Source organism: Pedobacter sp. CFBP9032, from assembly GCF_034045265.1.
In the GTDB taxonomy this organism is placed as follows: Bacteria; Bacteroidota; Bacteroidia; order Sphingobacteriales; family Sphingobacteriaceae; genus Pedobacter.
In genome coordinates, this window is the sequence record NZ_JAXCWE010000002.1 from 536917 (window position 1) to 554823 (window position 17907).

18 protein-coding genes are annotated in these 17907 nt (G+C 38.7%); 12 read left to right on the forward strand and 6 right to left on the reverse strand.

Annotated features, from left to right (window positions below):
• The first annotated feature begins 43 nt into the window (after positions 1 to 43).
• Entirely contained in the window at positions 44 to 2377 is a 2334-nt protein-coding gene (locus SOM16_RS06105; RefSeq protein ID WP_320463102.1) for a mechanosensitive ion channel family protein, read from the forward strand.
• A 93-nt stretch (positions 2378 to 2470) separates the two neighbouring features.
• Here SOM16_RS06105 and SOM16_RS06110 read toward each other — a convergent pair whose 3' ends face one another.
• On the reverse strand, positions 2471 to 2998 hold the full coding sequence (locus tag SOM16_RS06110) for a hypothetical protein (protein ID WP_320463103.1): 528 nt from the start codon (positions 2996 to 2998) through the stop codon (positions 2471 to 2473).
• Positions 2999 to 3985 (reverse strand): AAA family ATPase, encoded by a 987-nt coding sequence (locus SOM16_RS06115; RefSeq protein WP_320463104.1) that lies wholly within the window; start codon positions 3983 to 3985, stop codon positions 2999 to 3001.
• Positions 3986 to 4352: 367 nt separating this feature from the next.
• Between SOM16_RS06115 and SOM16_RS06120 the strand changes: the two genes are divergently transcribed.
• From SOM16_RS06120 to SOM16_RS06135, 4 genes are read left to right on the forward strand one after another with little or no spacing between them, the layout of a single operon-like run.
• Complete coding sequence (locus tag SOM16_RS06120; protein ID WP_320463105.1) at positions 4353 to 4823, forward strand: (2Fe-2S)-binding protein; 471 nt, start codon at positions 4353 to 4355, stop codon at positions 4821 to 4823.
• Entirely contained in the window at positions 4816 to 5835 is a 1020-nt protein-coding gene (locus SOM16_RS06125; RefSeq protein WP_320463106.1) for a xanthine dehydrogenase family protein subunit M, read from the forward strand. The genes SOM16_RS06120 and SOM16_RS06125 overlap by 8 nt, the downstream gene beginning before the upstream one ends.
• Positions 5836 to 5854: 19 nt before the next feature.
• Positions 5855 to 8092 carry a xanthine dehydrogenase family protein molybdopterin-binding subunit gene (locus SOM16_RS06130; RefSeq protein ID WP_320463107.1) on the forward strand — a complete coding sequence of 746 codons (2238 nt, stop codon included), beginning with the start codon at positions 5855 to 5857 and terminating at the stop codon, positions 8090 to 8092.
• A gap of 24 nt (positions 8093 to 8116) precedes the next feature.
• Positions 8117 to 8815: a DUF2490 domain-containing protein gene (locus SOM16_RS06135; protein ID WP_320463108.1), complete on the forward strand. Its 699-nt coding sequence runs from the start codon at positions 8117 to 8119 to the stop codon at positions 8813 to 8815.
• Between the two features lie 99 nt (positions 8816 to 8914).
• Here SOM16_RS06135 and SOM16_RS06140 read toward each other — a convergent pair whose 3' ends face one another.
• From SOM16_RS06140 to modA, 4 genes are all read right to left on the reverse strand, one after another.
• Complete coding sequence (locus tag SOM16_RS06140; protein WP_320463109.1) at positions 8915 to 9433, reverse strand: hypothetical protein; 519 nt, start codon at positions 9431 to 9433, stop codon at positions 8915 to 8917.
• 318 nt (positions 9434 to 9751) lie between these two features.
• Positions 9752 to 10369 (reverse strand): ATP-binding cassette domain-containing protein, encoded by a 618-nt coding sequence (locus tag SOM16_RS06145; protein WP_320463110.1) that lies wholly within the window; start codon positions 10367 to 10369, stop codon positions 9752 to 9754.
• The gene (gene modB / locus SOM16_RS06150) at positions 10366 to 11037 is read right to left on the reverse strand and encodes a molybdate ABC transporter permease subunit (protein ID WP_320463111.1); all 672 of its coding nucleotides are present in this window, start codon (positions 11035 to 11037) and stop codon (positions 10366 to 10368) included. Before modB ends, SOM16_RS06145 begins: the two co-directional genes overlap by 4 nt.
• Positions 11038 to 11781 carry a molybdate ABC transporter substrate-binding protein gene (gene modA, locus SOM16_RS06155; protein ID WP_320463112.1) on the reverse strand — a complete coding sequence of 248 codons (744 nt, stop codon included), beginning with the start codon at positions 11779 to 11781 and terminating at the stop codon, positions 11038 to 11040.
• A gap of 200 nt (positions 11782 to 11981) precedes the next feature.
• Here modA and SOM16_RS06160 point away from each other — a divergent pair, with 200 nt between their 5' ends.
• From SOM16_RS06160 to SOM16_RS06190, 7 genes are all read left to right on the forward strand, one after another.
• Complete coding sequence (locus SOM16_RS06160; RefSeq protein WP_320463113.1) at positions 11982 to 13166, forward strand: XdhC/CoxI family protein; 1185 nt, start codon at positions 11982 to 11984, stop codon at positions 13164 to 13166.
• Positions 13166 to 13750: a nucleotidyltransferase family protein gene (locus SOM16_RS06165; RefSeq protein WP_320463114.1), complete on the forward strand. Its 585-nt coding sequence runs from the start codon at positions 13166 to 13168 to the stop codon at positions 13748 to 13750. The genes SOM16_RS06160 and SOM16_RS06165 overlap by 1 nt, the downstream gene beginning before the upstream one ends.
• Positions 13750 to 14730: a GTP 3',8-cyclase MoaA gene (gene moaA / locus SOM16_RS06170; protein WP_320463115.1), complete on the forward strand. Its 981-nt coding sequence runs from the start codon at positions 13750 to 13752 to the stop codon at positions 14728 to 14730. Before SOM16_RS06165 ends, moaA begins: the two co-directional genes overlap by 1 nt.
• Entirely contained in the window at positions 14730 to 15908 is a 1179-nt protein-coding gene (gene glp / locus SOM16_RS06175) for a gephyrin-like molybdotransferase Glp (RefSeq protein WP_320463116.1), read from the forward strand. The genes moaA and glp overlap by 1 nt, the downstream gene beginning before the upstream one ends.
• Positions 15909 to 16063: 155 nt before the next feature.
• Positions 16064 to 16561 (forward strand): molybdopterin-binding protein, encoded by a 498-nt coding sequence (locus tag SOM16_RS06180; protein WP_320463117.1) that lies wholly within the window; start codon positions 16064 to 16066, stop codon positions 16559 to 16561.
• Between the two features lies 1 nt (position 16562).
• The gene (locus SOM16_RS06185; protein WP_320463118.1) at positions 16563 to 16796 is read left to right on the forward strand and encodes a MoaD/ThiS family protein; all 234 of its coding nucleotides are present in this window, start codon (positions 16563 to 16565) and stop codon (positions 16794 to 16796) included.
• A gap of 4 nt (positions 16797 to 16800) precedes the next feature.
• Positions 16801 to 17907, forward strand: coding sequence for a ThiF family adenylyltransferase (locus SOM16_RS06190; RefSeq protein ID WP_320463119.1), 1107 nt, complete (start codon positions 16801 to 16803; stop codon positions 17905 to 17907).

Consider the following 17907-nt stretch of genomic DNA (forward strand, 5'->3'; position numbering starts at 1 on the left):
GCCAGCTTTTTGAAATAAATTGATCCTAAATATGAAATTTGCTGTGAGAAAAATATATCTTTTCTTTAGTCTGATGTTCTCTTCGCTTGTGTTTACAGGTTTACCATCCTTAGCTCAGGATACAACAACTAAAAAGGTTGATTCGGCTAAAACCATTCCAGATACCTTACTGTTCAGAATCCAGACTGCGCAATCTGCCATCACAGAGATTAATGCAGCCAATAAAAAGGGTTATGATATTGAAGGAATCAAAAGGCAGATTGATGCGGTAAAAGAAAATGTAAATCCGTTAGAAAGAACTTTTAAAGCAAAGGATGAACTGGATACCAAAAATCTATTAAGCTTTGATCTGATCCTGAGGGATGCAGATACTAAGTTGAAGAGCATTACGGCAATTTTGGTACAACACAGCAACGCACTTCAAAAAATGTCTGATCAGGTAATATCGGTAAGCAATGATACCCTGCTTAAAGATGATGTAAAGGCGCAGCAGGGAAATAAATTATACCAGCCACAGATCGGTGAATTAAAAACCCGTTTGCAGGATGCCGGCAAATTAACAGGCGAAAATCTGGAGCAGATAAATGTACTCTTAGCCAGTGCTTCTTCGCTAAATGTAGTCGTTAATGATTTAAGGGCACAAACCGCAGAACGCCTGGAACTATCGGGTAAATTGGCACTAAAAAAACGCGATTCTTACCTTTGGGAAGCCCCACTTAGAAACCCGGCAAGTAAAACCACCGGAAATCTGATTTCTGCTTCCTACCAGGGGCAGCAGCAAATTTTGAAATACTTTATTCATTCCACCTGGGATAATCGTTTCCTGGCCATCATACTGTCTATTGCCTTCTTTTTTTGGGTTCGCCGGAATTTCAAGAGTGCTAAACGTGCTGCAGTGAGGCGCCAGCTGGGCGAAATTAAATTCGAATACCTCAAGCCGCTCCCTATTTTTTCTACACTGATTGTACTGCTTAATATCACGCCACTGTTCGAACCAGATGCCCCTTCCCTATATGTAGAATTAATTCAGTTTTTATTATTGATCGTGATGACGGTTCACCTCTGGAACATTTTGGAGAAGAAGCAACTTCAGTTCTGGATGCTGCTCATTGCCCTCTACGCAGTGCTTATTATTGGTAATGCAGGCGTAGATGATACCATTCCACTCCGAGTGGTGTTAATCGGGATCAACGTTTTCTTTATCTGGATCGGGATAAAACTTTTTAACCAAATCATATTTAAAGAGTTTTCTAAAAGATATGTTAAAGCAGTGCTCATTGTACTTATCTTAATGAATGGGCTTGGCATATTATTTAACGTATTTGGAAGAGTGGATATGGCTAAAGTAACCAGTGTTACTGGCGTAATCGGCCTCATCCAATTAATTGGTTTAAGTGTGTTTATGCAGATTATGCTCGATGCACTCGATCTGCAAATGAAAATCAGTTCGTGTAACAAAGGTCTTTTTTCCAGAATTAATCACAATAAAACCAAAGAGAAATTTAAAAAGGGGCTTTCTATAATCTGTGTTTTATTATGGGTAATGGTATTGCTAATCAATTTAAGTCTAATCGGCGGCTTATGGACATGGGTAAGCGATGTATTGGCTAAACCAAGGGTTTTTGGCAGCATTCATTTTAGCTTTGGGAACATTTTATTTTTTGTAACCATCGTTTACATCGCCAATAAATTGCAGAAACACGTTCCTTTACTTTTTGGCGAAGAGCGCATTACCTTTAACGAAGGTAGCGGTCATAAGGGATCGAAAGTAGCTTTGGTACGTCTTGTTATTATTGTTGCCGGTGTATTGCTTGCAGTAATGGCTTCCGGGCTACCGATGGATAAATTAACGGTTGTATTGGGTGCATTTGGTGTAGGGATTGGTTTAGGGATGCAGAACATTGTGAACAATTTCGTTTCCGGAATCATCCTGATCTTCGAAAAGCCATTTCGCATCGGAGACTACGTAGAACTTGCTGATAAAAAGGGAAAAGTGCGTGATATTGGTATCCGCTCGAGTAAACTCCTTACGCCGCAGGGATCGGAAGTAATTATTCCAAATGGCGATTTATTATCCGGCAGGCTGGTAAACTGGACGCTTAACAATGATTTTATCAAAACCGAATTAATATTTAAAGTAAGTTCCGATAGCGATTTCGAGGCCATTGGCAAACTCATTACAGACATGTTAAATGAGGCAGATAATACCGTTAAAAGACTACCTCCTGAAGTATTGTTGAACAACATTACGGCTGATAGTCTGGAGATTAAAGTGTTATTATGGATTAATAATATTTATGTGGAAGCAGAATTTAAAAGTCAATTTTTGCAGCAACTGGTTAAAAAACTTAAAGATGCAGAGGTGAAAATTATGTAGGAAATTATCAGGACTTAAGCGTATTTAATTATTGATAAAATACAGTAACCAGCAAATTATAAATAATTAAAACAGGAAGGTGCTTTCGCTTATTTAAAGCAATTGAATTTCTTTGATAACAACATCATAATTCTTTTCTTTTAAATAAGTTATCCATGCAGTTAGTCTTTGTATCTCCTCTGCACTATTTTTTTTGAAGAATTTAAAAAGGTTATTAAAACGTTTGTCGTTTTTACTGTTGATAGTTTTAGACTCCTTTTTCAAAAGGTTAAGATCAATTGGAAGGTCAAAATCTTTTAATGAAATCCCGAGAGTATCAGCAGTATTCATGATAAATCTTTCCATAGCCGGATAGATCTGTATTATATAATGATGTCGTTTTTGGTGCTTATGTAAAATTAATGATCCTTTAGAACAAATTATCTCAAATTCTTTTAAATAGTCAACTTCCTTTTTGTCTTTATCGATAATACCAAGTGCAAACCGATCAGTAAACCGTTCTCGCATTACCTTGGTAACCGTTCCACATCCTTTTTGATGATTGTATTGTTTTTGAGGCGGAACTAAGGTTTCTATTAAGTTTGTATCAACAAAGCATTCAGGTATAACAGATTGATCCATCTATATAAAGCTTTCACTATTTGTAAATAAATCTATGCCGTTTTGAAATACTTCATAAAGCTCTTCCTCACTTAATCGTCTTACATTTGTTTCATTATCTTCATAGTGAACCATAAAAACAGAAAGGTCATCCCTTCCATTTTCAAGCAGGTCATTAAGAATAAAGGGACTGTGTGTTGCTACAAAATATTGATTATCTTTCCTGTAAATCATTTCCTGTGTTAAATGAGTCATGTACGGAGGGAAAGAATGAGCCTCTGGCTCCTCAAATAACAAAATGCTATTGGTATTAGAAGTGATAGCTGATTTATAGAAGATAATGCGCTGCAAGGTATCAGCAATTGAGTTATATGGGATCAGGAATATCTCATCGTTTATCTTAGAAGGTTGCATCACCTTAAGGCTTTGACTTGCTTTATCAAACACAAGGTTCAGGTTATACTCCTTAAACATTCTTACAATTTGATCTTTCAAATCAAGATCCCTTTCAATTACACTGAGCAGATTATTACCAAAAGGTGGTAACAGGTATCTCAATGGCGAATTGGCAAATTCAGTTCTTCCTGAAAAAGTATATTTCTTAATGGCTGATTCAAAGTAATTCGAAGCTGGTATCTTGATATTTAGTTTTTCATCAACCTGATAAGAACCTGTACCATCTTTTGTATCTAAAAAAAATTTTATTCCTTCGTGTCTGTCAAAAATAACCTTTGCTAGTCCGTAATTTGTTTTTACTTCAATCGGCTGTTCAAAATTTCCACTTCTAAAAAGTTCAGTTTCATGTTCAATCCTAACAAGGCTGGATAAATTTCTGAATTTATTTTCTTTTAGGTATGGAGCGGAAAATAATGATAAAGCTTCTAGTATATTAGATTTTCCAACGTTAGGCCTTCCGATAAATAAATTAATCCTCTTACAACCCTCAATTTTTAAGTTTTTGATTGATTTGAAATTGGAAATATTTATATAATCTAAAAAGTTGGACATTATTCTGTTGATATTAAGAAATGTAGCTGTAATATAAATATCCTGGTATCTATGTTACAGATACAAATGTACAGATTAACACCATGAATAAAAAGCTTTGTATATAGCTGAATTAATGTGATAATTATTATAAACATTTTTTCTCATTAGGTCAAATCAGCCGAGAAAACATGAAAACTTTCATCCTGTATATTAAGTTACTGTGGGCATCATTTATTAATCAATACAGAGAAAAACTGATCAAATAATAGGGTGAAACTTAAATCTGATGATGCTTCCATATTATCAAATTCATTTACCACAAAACCTTTTCCGAATGTAGGTAGTTGTATGAATGCGGGTTTCCGAACTACAAAACATATCTACAATGACAAAAACAACACTAAACGTTAATCAACAGCGTTATGAGCTGAATCTGCTTCCGTGGGTTTCACTGCTTGATGCTTTAAGGGAACACCTGAAGCTTACGGGTACAAAAAAAGGTTGCGATCATGGGCAATGCGGTGCATGTACTGTAATTTGCGATGGCAAAAGAATCCTAAGTTGCATGACGCTTGCCGTGATGAAAAACGATTCGGAAATTACCACTATCGAGGGCATTGCCGGAGATGAAGGGCTTCACCCGATTCAACAAGCTTTTATAGATCATGATGCTTTTCAGTGTGGTTATTGTACCCCTGGTCAAATCTGTAGTGCTGTGGGGATGCTTCAGGAAGGCCACGCCCATACACGCGAAGAAGTGCAGGAATTAATGAGTGGCAACCTTTGTCGATGTGGTGCAAACGTTGGAATTATTGATGCGATTATGGAAGTTAAAGACGGAGGCAATCATGAATAATTTTAAATACCAACAGGCCAGCAGTACCAAAGACGCGCTTGAATTGGTTAATCATCAACCAGAAGCGGCCTTTGTAGCCGGAGGAACCAACATCATCGACCTTTGGAAATATGACCTCACCCATCCATCCAGCCTAATTGATATTAACCACCTGAATGAAAATGCAGATATTGTAACCCTTCAGGATAAAAAGGTTCGTCTTGGTGCAGCTGTAAAAAATGCTGATACGGCCTATCACCCGGTCATATCAGCAAGATACCCCTTACTTTCGAAAGCCATTCTGGCGGGCGCTTCTGCACAAATCAGAAACATGGCCAGCAATGGCGGCAACCTGCTACAGCGTACACGCTGTTATTATTTTTACGATGCTGATGTACCTTGCAATAAACGAGAACCTGGATCTGGCTGTCCTGCAAAAGATGGTTACAATAGAATTCACGCCATTTTAGGAACGAGCGAAGAATGCATTGCCGTTTTCCCTTCGGATATGTGTATTGCCCTTGCCGCTTTAGAAGCTGTGGTGAATGTTAGCGGACCAAATGGCAACCGAAGTATAGCATTCGCAGATTTCCACCGTTTGCCAGGCGATCGTCCGGACTTAGACAATACGCTGGAAAAAGGAGAAATCATCACCTCTATCGATTTACCCGAAGAAGGTTTTTCGTCAAACTATTCTTACTTAAAACTTCGCGATCGCCACTCTTATGCCTTTGCATTGGTTTCGGTTGCTACCGCATTTAAATTAAATGGAAATACAATCGAGTCAGCCCGAATTGCGTTGGGCGGTGTATCCCATAAACCATGGCGTAACACAGAAGCAGAAGAATTTTTAAAAGGCAAAGAAGCAAATGCAGAAAATTTTGCAGCTGCTGCCGATTTTATTTTAAAAGGCGCAAAAGGGTATGGATCAAATGATTTCAAAATTCAGCTCGCAAAAAAAGCAATTATTAGAAATGGTTTAATGGCGTTGAACCCGGAAAGTCAGTTACCAGGTGCACTTCCATCTGCATAATATTACGAAACACATGAAAATGGATACAAACAAAAATGTAGGGCAACCGATTAGCCGTTTGGAAGGCAAACAAAAGGTAACGGGAACTGCAAAATATGCCGCTGAATATGAAGCAAATAACCTGCTTTATGCATATGTGGTAAACAGCACCATCACTAAAGGGAAAATTTTAAGTATCGATGTAAGCAAGGCACTTGCCCTACCAGGCGTTGTTGAAGTGCTATCTCATCAAAACAGAACAAAACTTGCCTGGTTTGATTTACAGTATGCTGATATGGATGCGCCGCCAGGAACGGTTTTCAAACCTTTCTATGATGAAAACATTCTATACAATGGCCAGCCTATTGCGCTGGTTGTTGCAGAAAGCTTTGAAATGGCCAGATTTGCCGCTACTCAGGTTACTTTCAAGTATGAGGAAGAAGAATTTAAAACATGCCTGAAGGACAACCTTGAATTGGCGAGGATAGCGAAGAAGGGTTTTGCAACTGCTCTAAAACCACCACCGCCGCCACCAACCGGCGATTTTGAAAAGGCTTATGAAAGTGCCGCCGTAAAAGTAGAAACCACTTACAGCCACGGCATTGAGCACCATAATCCGTTAGAACTTTTTGCTACTACAACCATATACCAGGGCGAGGGGAAATTAACCATTTACGATAAAACACAGGGAACTATTAATAATCAATTGTATGTGGCCAATATCTTCGGCCTTAAATACAAAAATGTAAGGGTTCTGGCGCCTTTTGTAGGTGGAGGCTTTGGATCAGGCCTACGCCCGCAGTACCAATTATTTTTGTGCGTAATGGCTGCGCTTCACCTTAAACGTAATGTTAAACTGGTTTTAGAACGGAAACAAATGTTTTCTTTTGCACACCGTCCGCCAACAATTCAGAAACTACGTTTTTCGGCAGATGTTAACGGTAAACTAACTGGCTTAAATCATTCTGCAATCAGCGAAACTTCTTCATTTGAGGATTATTTCGAACCCATTGCATCCTGGAGTCATCGGCTTTATCCGGCTCCAAATACCTTATTCGAGCAAGAATTGGTTCCGTTGGATGTGCATACGCCATTGGATATGCGTGCGCCGGGTGGCAGTACATCGCTCCACGCCATTGAGTGTACCATGGATGAATTGGCTTATAAATTAAATATAGATCCGCTTGAACTGCGATTAATAAATTATTCGGAAATGGATCCGTCAGCCAAAAAACCCTATACCAGCAAGGCTTTAAGGGCTTGTTACTTGGAAGCGGCAGAAAAATTCGGCTGGGATAAACGAAATCCCGAACCTGGAAGTATGGTGCGCGGAAACAAACTGGTGGGTTATGGAATGGCAACCGGAATCTGGGATGCGTTTCAGTTTCCCTCACGCGTGGAAGCCATGATTAATGCGGATGGAAAAATGGTGCTGAATAACGCGGTTACAGATATTGGCACCGGAACCTTCACCGTGATGACGCAGATTGCTGCAGATGAACTTGGCTTAAATATGGACGAGGTAGATTTTCAATATGGCGACAGTAAAAAACCTTTCTCCATGTTTCAGGGTGGCTCTGCAATGACCGCTTCAACTGGTGTTGCCATTGTAGTTGCCGCAAAAGAGCTGCGAAAAAAGCTTTTAAAGAAAGCAAAGGAAATGACCAACTCACCCTTCAAAAAAGCCGAGAATGATCAGGTTACTTTTAAAAACGGAACAATATTTCTAAATAGCGACCCAAATGTTTTGGTAACCTTTAAAGAGTTGATTGCTTTTAATAAAGGTAAAACAATCAAAACCACTAATATGGGGAAACCGCATTTATTAAAACTTAAAGATTACAGCCTGGCTACCCATAGCGCATCTTTTGTTGAAGTAGAAGTGGATAAAGATCTTGGTGTAGTGACTGTAACCAGATCGGTAACCGCAGTGGCGGCAGGAAAAATCATCAATCCGAAAACTGCAAAAAGCCAGATTTATGGCTCTATGGTTTGGGGTATCAGCAAGGCTTTGCATGAGGAAACCATTATGGATCCTAATCTTGGAAAATACATGAACAGCAATTTAGGCGAGTATCACTTACCTGTTCATGCCGATATCAAGCAATTTGACGTTATCTTTGCTGATGAACCTGATGAATTGATTAATGAGATTGGCGTAAAAGGTGTTGGCGAGATCGGTCTTGTAGGTATGCCGGCAGCCATTTCGAATGCGATATTCCATGCCACGGGCAAACGTATTTATAAATTACCGATCCATTTAAACGACTTAATTTAAGATAGCTAATTGCCCTCATCAAAAATGATTATCCGAAAAATACTTCCCATAATACTCTTCTGTATTATTGCCTTAAACACAGCCGCCCAAACCGAAAACACCGGGTGGCTGTTTATTTCTCATACCCAAAAAGTGAGTGAAAAATTTGATGTTTTAGCAGATTTCCAACTCCGTTCTTCTGATCAACTGAATGACTTTTCTGCCCTGCTTTTTCGCACGGCCTTAAATTATAACATCAATAAAAAACATGCTGTTGCAGTAGGCTATGCTTTTCTTGGAAAACGGGAAGAAAACGAAATGGAGGTAAAGGTTTTTAATCCGGAGCACCGGATTTATGAGCAATACCTTTTCAATTTCAATACCAAACGCACAGAGTGGACTTTAAGGTTCCGGTTAGAACAACGTTTTATTAACCAGGAAAATCAGACAGATTTTTCACAACGTGCCCGCGGGTTCCTGGCAGCTCAGATTCCACTCATCGCCAATGCTGATTTTAGCAAAGGTGTTTATACCGGTATTCAGAATGAACTTTTCCTTACCGTTCAAAATAAAAATAAGGTAAACGGAAGGATGTTTGATCAGAACCGCTCCTTTGCATCATTAGGTTACCGCTGGAGTAAAAAAATCGATACCGAATTTGGTTACCTGTTTTGGTCGCAAAAAGATGATGAAGGTTATGCTAAAACGAACGTTTGGCAGTTGATGATTACAACGAGTTTTTAATTTTCCCGAAGTGAAATTCAAGTCCGGGTTTCACCAACCCTACCCCTCTTTGTTAGTAAATCGACAAGAACGCTACACCGATTTTGGCAAGTTTGCAGATTAATCAAACAAAGTCAACAATAGCGTTTCATGTAGGCCCCATACATTATCTGATTTTTCAAAGAAAGCGGATATAATTGCACCACCTGAGCCGTTACTGAAATAATTCAGGATACATATTGCCTTATCATTACTATTGTTGAAAATTATAGGAGAGAAGGTTACGATAATACGGCTTTTAGTAGCTTTTTTGGTAGTGCCAAACCACTTTTTATTATTTATTTTAAGCGCGTAGTTTTTAAGATTCGATGTATCAATTTTAGTAAGGAAGTCAGTCCAATCTTTTTTATGCCAGAATTTTGTACTTGTCGTATCCAAAGTATTATAAGACGGATTGGCCAGATGAATATTGTTAAAAAGATTTCGATCAGTTAGCGATTTGACCGATATTTTTGATTTGGGTAGATCGACAGTTTTTAATATCTTCTTATAAACTTCAAGCGTATCCTGACGACTTTGGGCAGTGGCGATAGTTATTAAGCATAGTACCAGCACTGATAGTAATAATATATTTTTCATTATAAGCAAGATTTAATATTAGATGATCCAAAGGTATTATTTTGTTCTTTCATTATATTTGCTTCAACATGAATCTTGTTTTTTACAAATCCTTATTCTTTATAATCCATCATACATCAATAGGTTATATCGAGACAATAATCCATTAGGCTTATTTAGGATTGGAACTCTGTATACCTTTCGACTGAGCATAAGCATACAACAAATAGCCTATTTCATCAACATAACATGACGCTATTAGATTGTGTTGCTCTATTCCACAATATAAGCATTATAGTTGATGAGCGAACAACTACAGAGATAAGACCAGATGCCACGCTACTCCCCCATACAAAACAGTTTAGAACTTCCCTCCAGTTCAGCTTCATGATGTGTAACCAGCAAAACTGTTGTACCCTGTGCTAAAAATAATGCTTGAAGTTTCTCCAGCAATGAACTTTTCAACTTTTTATCAAGTGCAGAAAAAGACTCATCCATTAACAATAAAGCAGGTTTGGTAGATAAAGCACGCAAAATGGCCAGCCGTTGCTGTTGTCCACCAGAAAGCTGATTGGGCAAATGCTGCCTGAAACTTTCCATTTCACCAATCGCTAATAATTGATCGATATAGGGATGATTATTTGTTCCAAATTTCAAATGTTCTTCCACAGTCATGTTCGGAAACAGGGCATAATCCTGAAAAACAAAACCAACATTCCGTTCCTGAATCCGCTTTGAAAATCTGCTTGCAGAATCAAACCAAACTTCCCCATTAAATTTAATCAGGCCCTGCTCTGGCGTTACTAATCCTGCTAAAACTTTCAGTAAGGTAGTTTTTCCAACACCAGAAGGACCGGTAATTCGCGTAACTTTCCCGGTTTCAAATACGGTATTTACCTTTAATTCCTCCCAGCCTTTGTAGGTTTTGATGCGCTTTGAAATGTCTATCTCTATCATTCAAAAGGATTTTTAACAGCTTTTTTATTAAAAATAAAAACGGTAAGCACTATCGTAAAAGTGATCGCAAATAGAATGAGTGCATAATGATTGGCACTGGTATAATCCATGGTTTCAACCGAATCATAAATGGCAATAGAAGCAACTTTTGTTACACCAGGAATATTTCCCCCAATCATTAGCACCACGCCAAATTCTCCAAGTGTATGGGCAAAAGTCAATACTGCGGCAGTATAAACTGATGCTTTAATATTGGGCAACAAAATATAAATAAAAGTTTGCCAACGCGTTTTACCCATAGTGTAGGCGGCCTGCGCCAGATTTCCTGGCAAGTGACCAAATGCCGATTTCACCGGACTGATCATAAAAGGTAAACTGTAAATAACAGAAGCCAGGATCAATCCCTCGAAAGAAAAAACAAGTTGAAGATTCAAGTGATTAAGCAACCACTTACCAAAGCCATTGTTCGGACTGAAAGCTAAAAGCAGGTAAAAGCCTAAAACCGATGGAGGCAATACCAATGGCATCGTAATCAACGCTTCGACCAGTATTTTTGGCATGGTACTTTTTCCTGAAAGCCAGTAAGCCACCGGAATTCCGATCACCAAAAGTATAATTGTAGTAATCAGGGCAAGCTTAAGGCTTAAAAAAATCGGTTCAAAATCCATTTAACTTTTCTCTACTACAGGTAAATGATAGCCACTTTTGCGAATGATGTTTCGGGCGGAGGATGATGAGAGATATTCGTAAAATTTTGTCGCTTCCTTTAACATGCCTTTTTTCGCATAAGCTAATAAAATCGCACCCTGTTCAATTTTTTGATAACTTTTAGCGTCTATCCTTGCCCATTTTAATTTAGATTGATCTACGTTTTCATACAAAAATGATTCCGTCGTAAAGCCCAAACCAATGGCGCCAGTTTGAATGTAGGTATTTACCTGCGAAATGCTTTCAGCATATACCAGTTTTGAAGTTACTTTATCCTTTAGTTTATAGTAGGCCAAGGCCTCTTCAGCAGCTTTGCCATAAGGAGCAGTTTTCGGATTGGCAACAGCCAACCTACCTGCTTTCGTATTCAGTAATGTATTTTGCCAGTTCTTCAGATCCACGTTAGCGTTTCCACAGATAATTAAACTGCCCAGGGCGTAAATTTTAGGTTTTTGCAAACCAAATCCTTTTGCATATAACTGGTCGGGAAACTCCGTATCTGCAGACAGAAATACGTCATAAGGCGCGCCATTCATAATCTGAGTAGTAAGTTTTCCAGAGGCACCAACAATAGCTTCTATCTTAATTCCTGTTTTCTTATTAAAATCTGCCTGAAGTTTTTTAATTAATGTTTGTGCGTTTGCGGCTACAGCTACGCGTAATGTTTGCGCAGAAAGCGGGGCATCAACCACGAAACAAATCATGACCCATAAAATTAATATTTTTAAACAAAAGGGATTTTTCATGAAAGAAAACTTATCATCTCAATTTTAAAAAAGGCTAATCTAGCTAAAATAACAGGGAAATGTTACTTGGGTTTGGGTGATCTATAGAAAAAATGCACAAAGCAGCTTTTTAAATTAACCAAAAAAAAATAAAACTTTCGCTACCTATATTGTTACTAATGGAGGCAAGTGTTAAACAATTTTTTAGAAATATAGTGGTTAACTTGCATTACCGGAAAAATGATGAGATGAAAGAGATTGCAGATATTTTAAAAGCATACGAAAAGGCTAAAAAGGAAGGGAAGAAAACCGCCCTGGCTACGGTAGTAAAAGTGGAAGGATCATCGTACCGCAGGCCGGGCGCAAGAATGCTCATCACCGAAGATGGCCTTTTAACTGGTGCGATTAGTGGTGGCTGTTTGGAAGGTGATGCACTAAGAAAAGCACTCAGCGCCATCCACCAGCAAGAAAACAAATTGGTTACTTACGATTCTATGGATGAAGATGATGCCAAATTTGGCGTTCAATTGGGGTGTAATGGAATCGTTTACATTCTTTTTGAACCAATTTTTGATGACATACAGGCCAATCCGATTGCGATTTTAACTGCATTACAGGCCAAGCGTGAAAATGCTGCCGTAGCCGTACTATTTTCGCTGGAGGGAAAAGAACAAATTGGCACGAATGCAGTATTAAGAAAGAACGATCAATATACTAAGCTAGAAAATGAGCATTTGCAGTTCTATAGCCATGATTTACAACATGTTTTAGAAACAAAAAAATCAAATTTCATAGATTACTCAATAGCTGAAAAACCTGTAAATGCATTTCTCGAATTTATCAGTCCACCGATTTCGCTGATTATTGCCGGAGCCGGAAATGATGCACAACCACTTGCAAACATCGCCGATTTACTTGGTTGGACGGTCATCATCGCCGATGGCCGACAAACACATGCTAACCATCAGCGCTTTCCAAACGCCAACCAAATTTTAGTTGCAAAGCCAGCGCAATTGCTTCCGCAGGTGGAGATTGATGGAAATACGGCTTTCGTTTTAATGACGCATAATTATAACTATGACCTCGCCCTACTCAACCTCCTGCTACCTACAAACGCGCCATATATTGGTACTTTAGGTCCAAAAAAGAAGTTGATCAGAATGTTGGATGAATTGAACCTGAATACAGATGAAAATCAATCGAGGGTGCATGGACCGATTGGATTAGACATTGGTGCAGAAACTGCTGAAGAAATTGCAATTTCTATTGTAGCCGAAATTAAAGCGGTTTTATCACGCGCATCTGCAGGGCAATTGAAAAAGAAAAATGCGCCTATTCATGTTCATCAAACTGAAAATAATTAATGAATACCGGAATCATCATTCTGGCTGCAGGGAATTCAAGCAGGTTAGGTAGACCGAAGCAGCTATTGATTTTTAAGGATAAAACCCTGATCGAATGGACCATTGAAGCTGCTTTGGCAACCAAATTTAAGCCTGTTGTGGTGGTGTTGGGTGCCTTTGCAAATCAGGTTAAAGAAAAAATCCCTTTAACTGTCGCACACATCATAAATGACAATTGGAGCGATGGGATGGCTTCCAGCATCGCAGCCGGACTCGCAGAAATACTAAAACATTCTCCAGATCTGGAAAACCTCATTATTACCGTATCCGATCAGGCATTCATCAACGAGACAATTCTATCAGCATTGCAACAAAAACACATCAGTACCAAAAAAGGCATCATTGCAAGCAGTTATGCTAAAACAACTGGTACCCCGGCACTGTTCAATAAAAGGTATTTCTCTCAACTTTTATCCCTTACCGGAAATAATGGTGCCAAATCTATGTTAAAATTACACGATAATGATGTAGAAACTGTTGCTTTTGCGCAAGGTAATATTGATATTGATACCGAAACCGATTACCACAATTTAATAAACAATTAATGATAGCAGATTCGTTCGGAAGAGTTCACGATTATTTAAGGATATCCCTAACAGATAACTGCAATTTCCGCTGCTTTTATTGTATGCCAGAGGAAGAATACGACTTCACTCCCGCTTCCAGGTTAATGCAAACCAATGAAATTATTCAACTGGCTAAAGTTTTTGTAGAACAGGGCGTAAAAAAAATCAGGCTTACCGGTGGTGAACCCTTAGTTCGAAAAGATGCCGCGGCCATTATCTCGGCATTAGGAAAGCTTCCTGTAGAATTGGTAATTACCACCAATGGAACCCGGATTGCAGAAATGCTTCCTACCCTAAAAGAAGCTGGAATAAAAACGGTGAATATCAGTCTGGATACCTTGCAGCCAGAAAAATTTATGCTCATTACCCGTCGGGATGTTTTCCACCAGGTACGCAGTAATATTGAATTATTATTGCAAGAAAAAATTACCGTCAAAATTAATATGGTGGTAATGAAAGGCTTAAACGACAGCGAGATTAAAGACTTTATCGACTGGACGAAGCACAATCCTATTCAAATCAGGTTTATTGAGTTTATGCCTTTTAGCGGCAATAAATGGACGAGTAATAAAATGTTTTCACTTCAGGAAATTTTGACGGAGGTTGAAAAAGATTTCACGGTCTTACCAGTGGAAGGTGCACCGCACGATACGGCCAAACATTTCATGATTCCGGGACATGAGGGTTCTTTTGCCATTATCAGCACCATGACGGCCCCTTTCTGCAGCACTTGCAACAGGATGCGTTTAACGGCAGATGGAAAACTTAAAAATTGTTTATTCTCTAATGGTGAGACTGATTTGCTTACTGCCCTGAGAAATGGTGAAGAAGTCTTACCGTTGATTAAAGCCAATATCTGGAGCAAGAAAAAAGAATTGGGTGGTCAATTGATCAGTCACTTCGAAAAGCTTGATGCTGATGCGATTAACAACAGAAGTATGATCACAATTGGAGGATAATGATTACTGTAGACCAAGCCAAAAAAATTATCACCGATAACATTACCACTCTTCCACCCGTAACTATTCCACTTAACCGTGCCGCCAGACATACTTTGGCTGCTGATATTTATGCAAAGTTTGATATCCCTGCTTTCAGGCAATCATCTATGGATGGTTATGCAATTAAATTTGAAGCATCCTCGAAAACTTATACGCTGGTAGGCGAAATGGCTGCAGGAACAAGTCAGTTAATAACGATCAGAGCTGGCGAAACAAGTCGGATTTTTACCGGTGCACCACTTCCTGAAGGGGCAGACACCGTAATCATGCAGGAAAAAATTTCGAGGTCTGCTGATGAGATCACTATAGAAGATCTTAAAGCAACAACCGGACTAAACGTAAGGGAAAAAGGCGCTGAAATAAAAACAGGTGCATTGGCCATGCAGGCTGGAAGTTTGCTTACACCTGCAGCCTTAGGCTTTTTAGCCGGAATCGGCATCAGTGAAGTTGCCGTTTTTCCGACGCCTAAGGTGAGCATCATTCTTACCGGAAATGAATTACAACAACCAGGAAAACCTTTGTCTTTTGGACAGGTATATGAATCTAATTCCTATTCACTTTCGGCTGCATTAAAATATGAAGGCATTGAGGAAGTTGAGGTGCTTTGGATAAATGACAATCTCGATGCGTTGGTTGAAACGCTCCAAAAAGCCATGAATCAAAGCGATGTGGTACTACTTACCGGAGGCGTGAGTGTAGGCGATTACGATTATGTAATTGCTGCCGCTGAAAAATGTGGCATTGAGCAGAAGTTTCATAAAATAAAACAGAAACCGGGAAAGCCTTTATATTTTGGCACCAAAGATAGGAAACTTATTTTCGGTTTGCCTGGCAACCCATCATCCGTGTTAAGTTGCTATTACAACTACGTTTTGCCAGCAATTAAAGCGCTTTCCAAACAACAAAGCAGCGTAAAAGAAATTGAGGCAGAACTCGACGTTGATTATGATAAACCAGCTGGACTTACTCATTTTTTGAAAGGAGTCTATTCAGGAGGAAAAGCAAAACCGTTAAATGCGCAGGAATCATTTCGCCTAAGTTCTTTTGCCCAATCCAACTGCCTGATTTGCTTAAATGAAGATCAGCAACATTTTACAGCGGGAGATAAAGTAACTGTAATGCTGCTTCCTGAATAATTTAAACTGTTTGACGCTATGGGAGTATTAGGTATCAAGTGGAGAGTATCAAGTAGAAAGTATCAGGTATCATGTAGCAGGTATTAAGTATCAAAACCAATTAACCATTTACTTTACAAATTATTAGTATCTATTATCAAGACCTTATAGTCAATATGAAGTATCTATTTTCCATTTTAATCTTATTTTGCATCAAAAGTCAGGCGCAAGAAAGCAAGCAATTTACCGTTGAAGGAAGTGTTAAGCAAAAACTCACCATCAATCTGGCATCGCTTTCAGCTTACAAAACAGTGAACTTAGATAGCCTGGTAATTTATAATCACCTTTTCCAGCGCAAAAGCAGCATCAAAAATATTAAAGGTGTTGCCCTCAAAGAAGTGCTTGGAAAAGTAGAAATTAATGAAACCTCGCCTAAAAAACTGAGTGAATATTACCTGGTTTGTACCGCTACTGATGGATATAAAGTTGTTTTCTCCTGGAATGAAGTCTTCAATTCCAAATCCGAAAACAATATCCTAATTTTGACAGCTTTTGATACTGATCCTGCGAAAGCAGAAAAAGGAAACATAGCCATGATTGTCACCACAGATGTTGCAACAGGCAGGAGATTTGTTAAGGGATTGAATAAAATAAGTATTCTTAAAACGAACTAATATGAAATTAGAAATCATCAGTTTTGGTCAAATTTCTGAATTCATTGCCAATCAGCAAATTGAATATCCAGGGATGGAAAATACAGACCAGCTTCAACAATATCTGGAAACATCATTCCCGCAATTAACAGGGATGAAATATAAGTTGGCGGTAAATCAAAACATCATCCAGGCCAATCAGCTACTTACAGAAAATGATAAGGTGGCAATTATGCCACCATTTTCGGGAGGTTAAATCAATGGATCAGGAGCGATACAGCAGGCAGCTTATCTTAAAAGGCTTTGGAGCAGAGGCACAGCAAAAACTCATTGAAGCCCGTGTACTGGTACTTGGTGCAGGTGGTTTGGGTTGCCCGATATTGCAGTACCTTGCCGCAGCAGGTATTGGGGAGATAGGAATGGTAGATGATGATACGGTATCACTATCTAATCTTCACCGGCAAATTCTTTTTGATACAACTGACATTGGCAAACCCAAAGTTCAGGTCGCTGCTCAAAAACTGCGGGTGATGAACCCTGATATTTCAGTTAAAGATTATTACATCCGCCTGGATAAAAATAACGTGCTCGACATAATAGAAAGTTATGACTTGGTTATAGACAGCACTGATAATTTCGAATCGCGGTATTTAATAAATGATGCCTGTGCATTACTGCAAAAACCATTGGTGTTTGCAGCGGTTTCAGGTTTTGAGGGGCAATTGGCTATTTTTAATGTGAAAGATAAACAAGGAGTTGCCACAAATTACCGAGACCTGTTCCCTATTCCTCCAAAGGCTGGTGAAGTTCAAAACTGTGCAGAAAACGGCGTTCTGGGTGTGTTACCAGGAATCATCGGTACCATGGCTGTAGCAGAAACAATCAAACTAATTACCGGAATAGGCCAGCCATTGATTAATAAACTACTTCATTATCATTCGCTTACCCATTCACAATACGAACTCAACATTTTAGCAGGTAGTAATTATGATTTATCAAAAAGCAAAGCCGATTTTTTAATGATGTATAATGAGCAATCTGGTGCTACGGCATCTGTTTTCGAAGAGATAGATGTGGAACAAATGCAACTTTTACAAAAACAGGAATCCGTGTTAGTAATTGATGTAAGAGAGAAACACGAATTCCCGATCCTAAATAAAGAGATCTATCAGCAGGTACCCATGTCTGAATTTGGCACTTTCCTGCAAAACAATATAGAGGCTAATCAGATTGTATTGCTTTGTCAGCATGGAATTAGAAGTGTAACCGCTGCTGAATTACTACATGAAAAATATGGGCACACGAAGAAAATTTATAGCTTAAAAGGTGGCATTTCAAAATGGAGAAATCACTTTCTAAAAAAATAA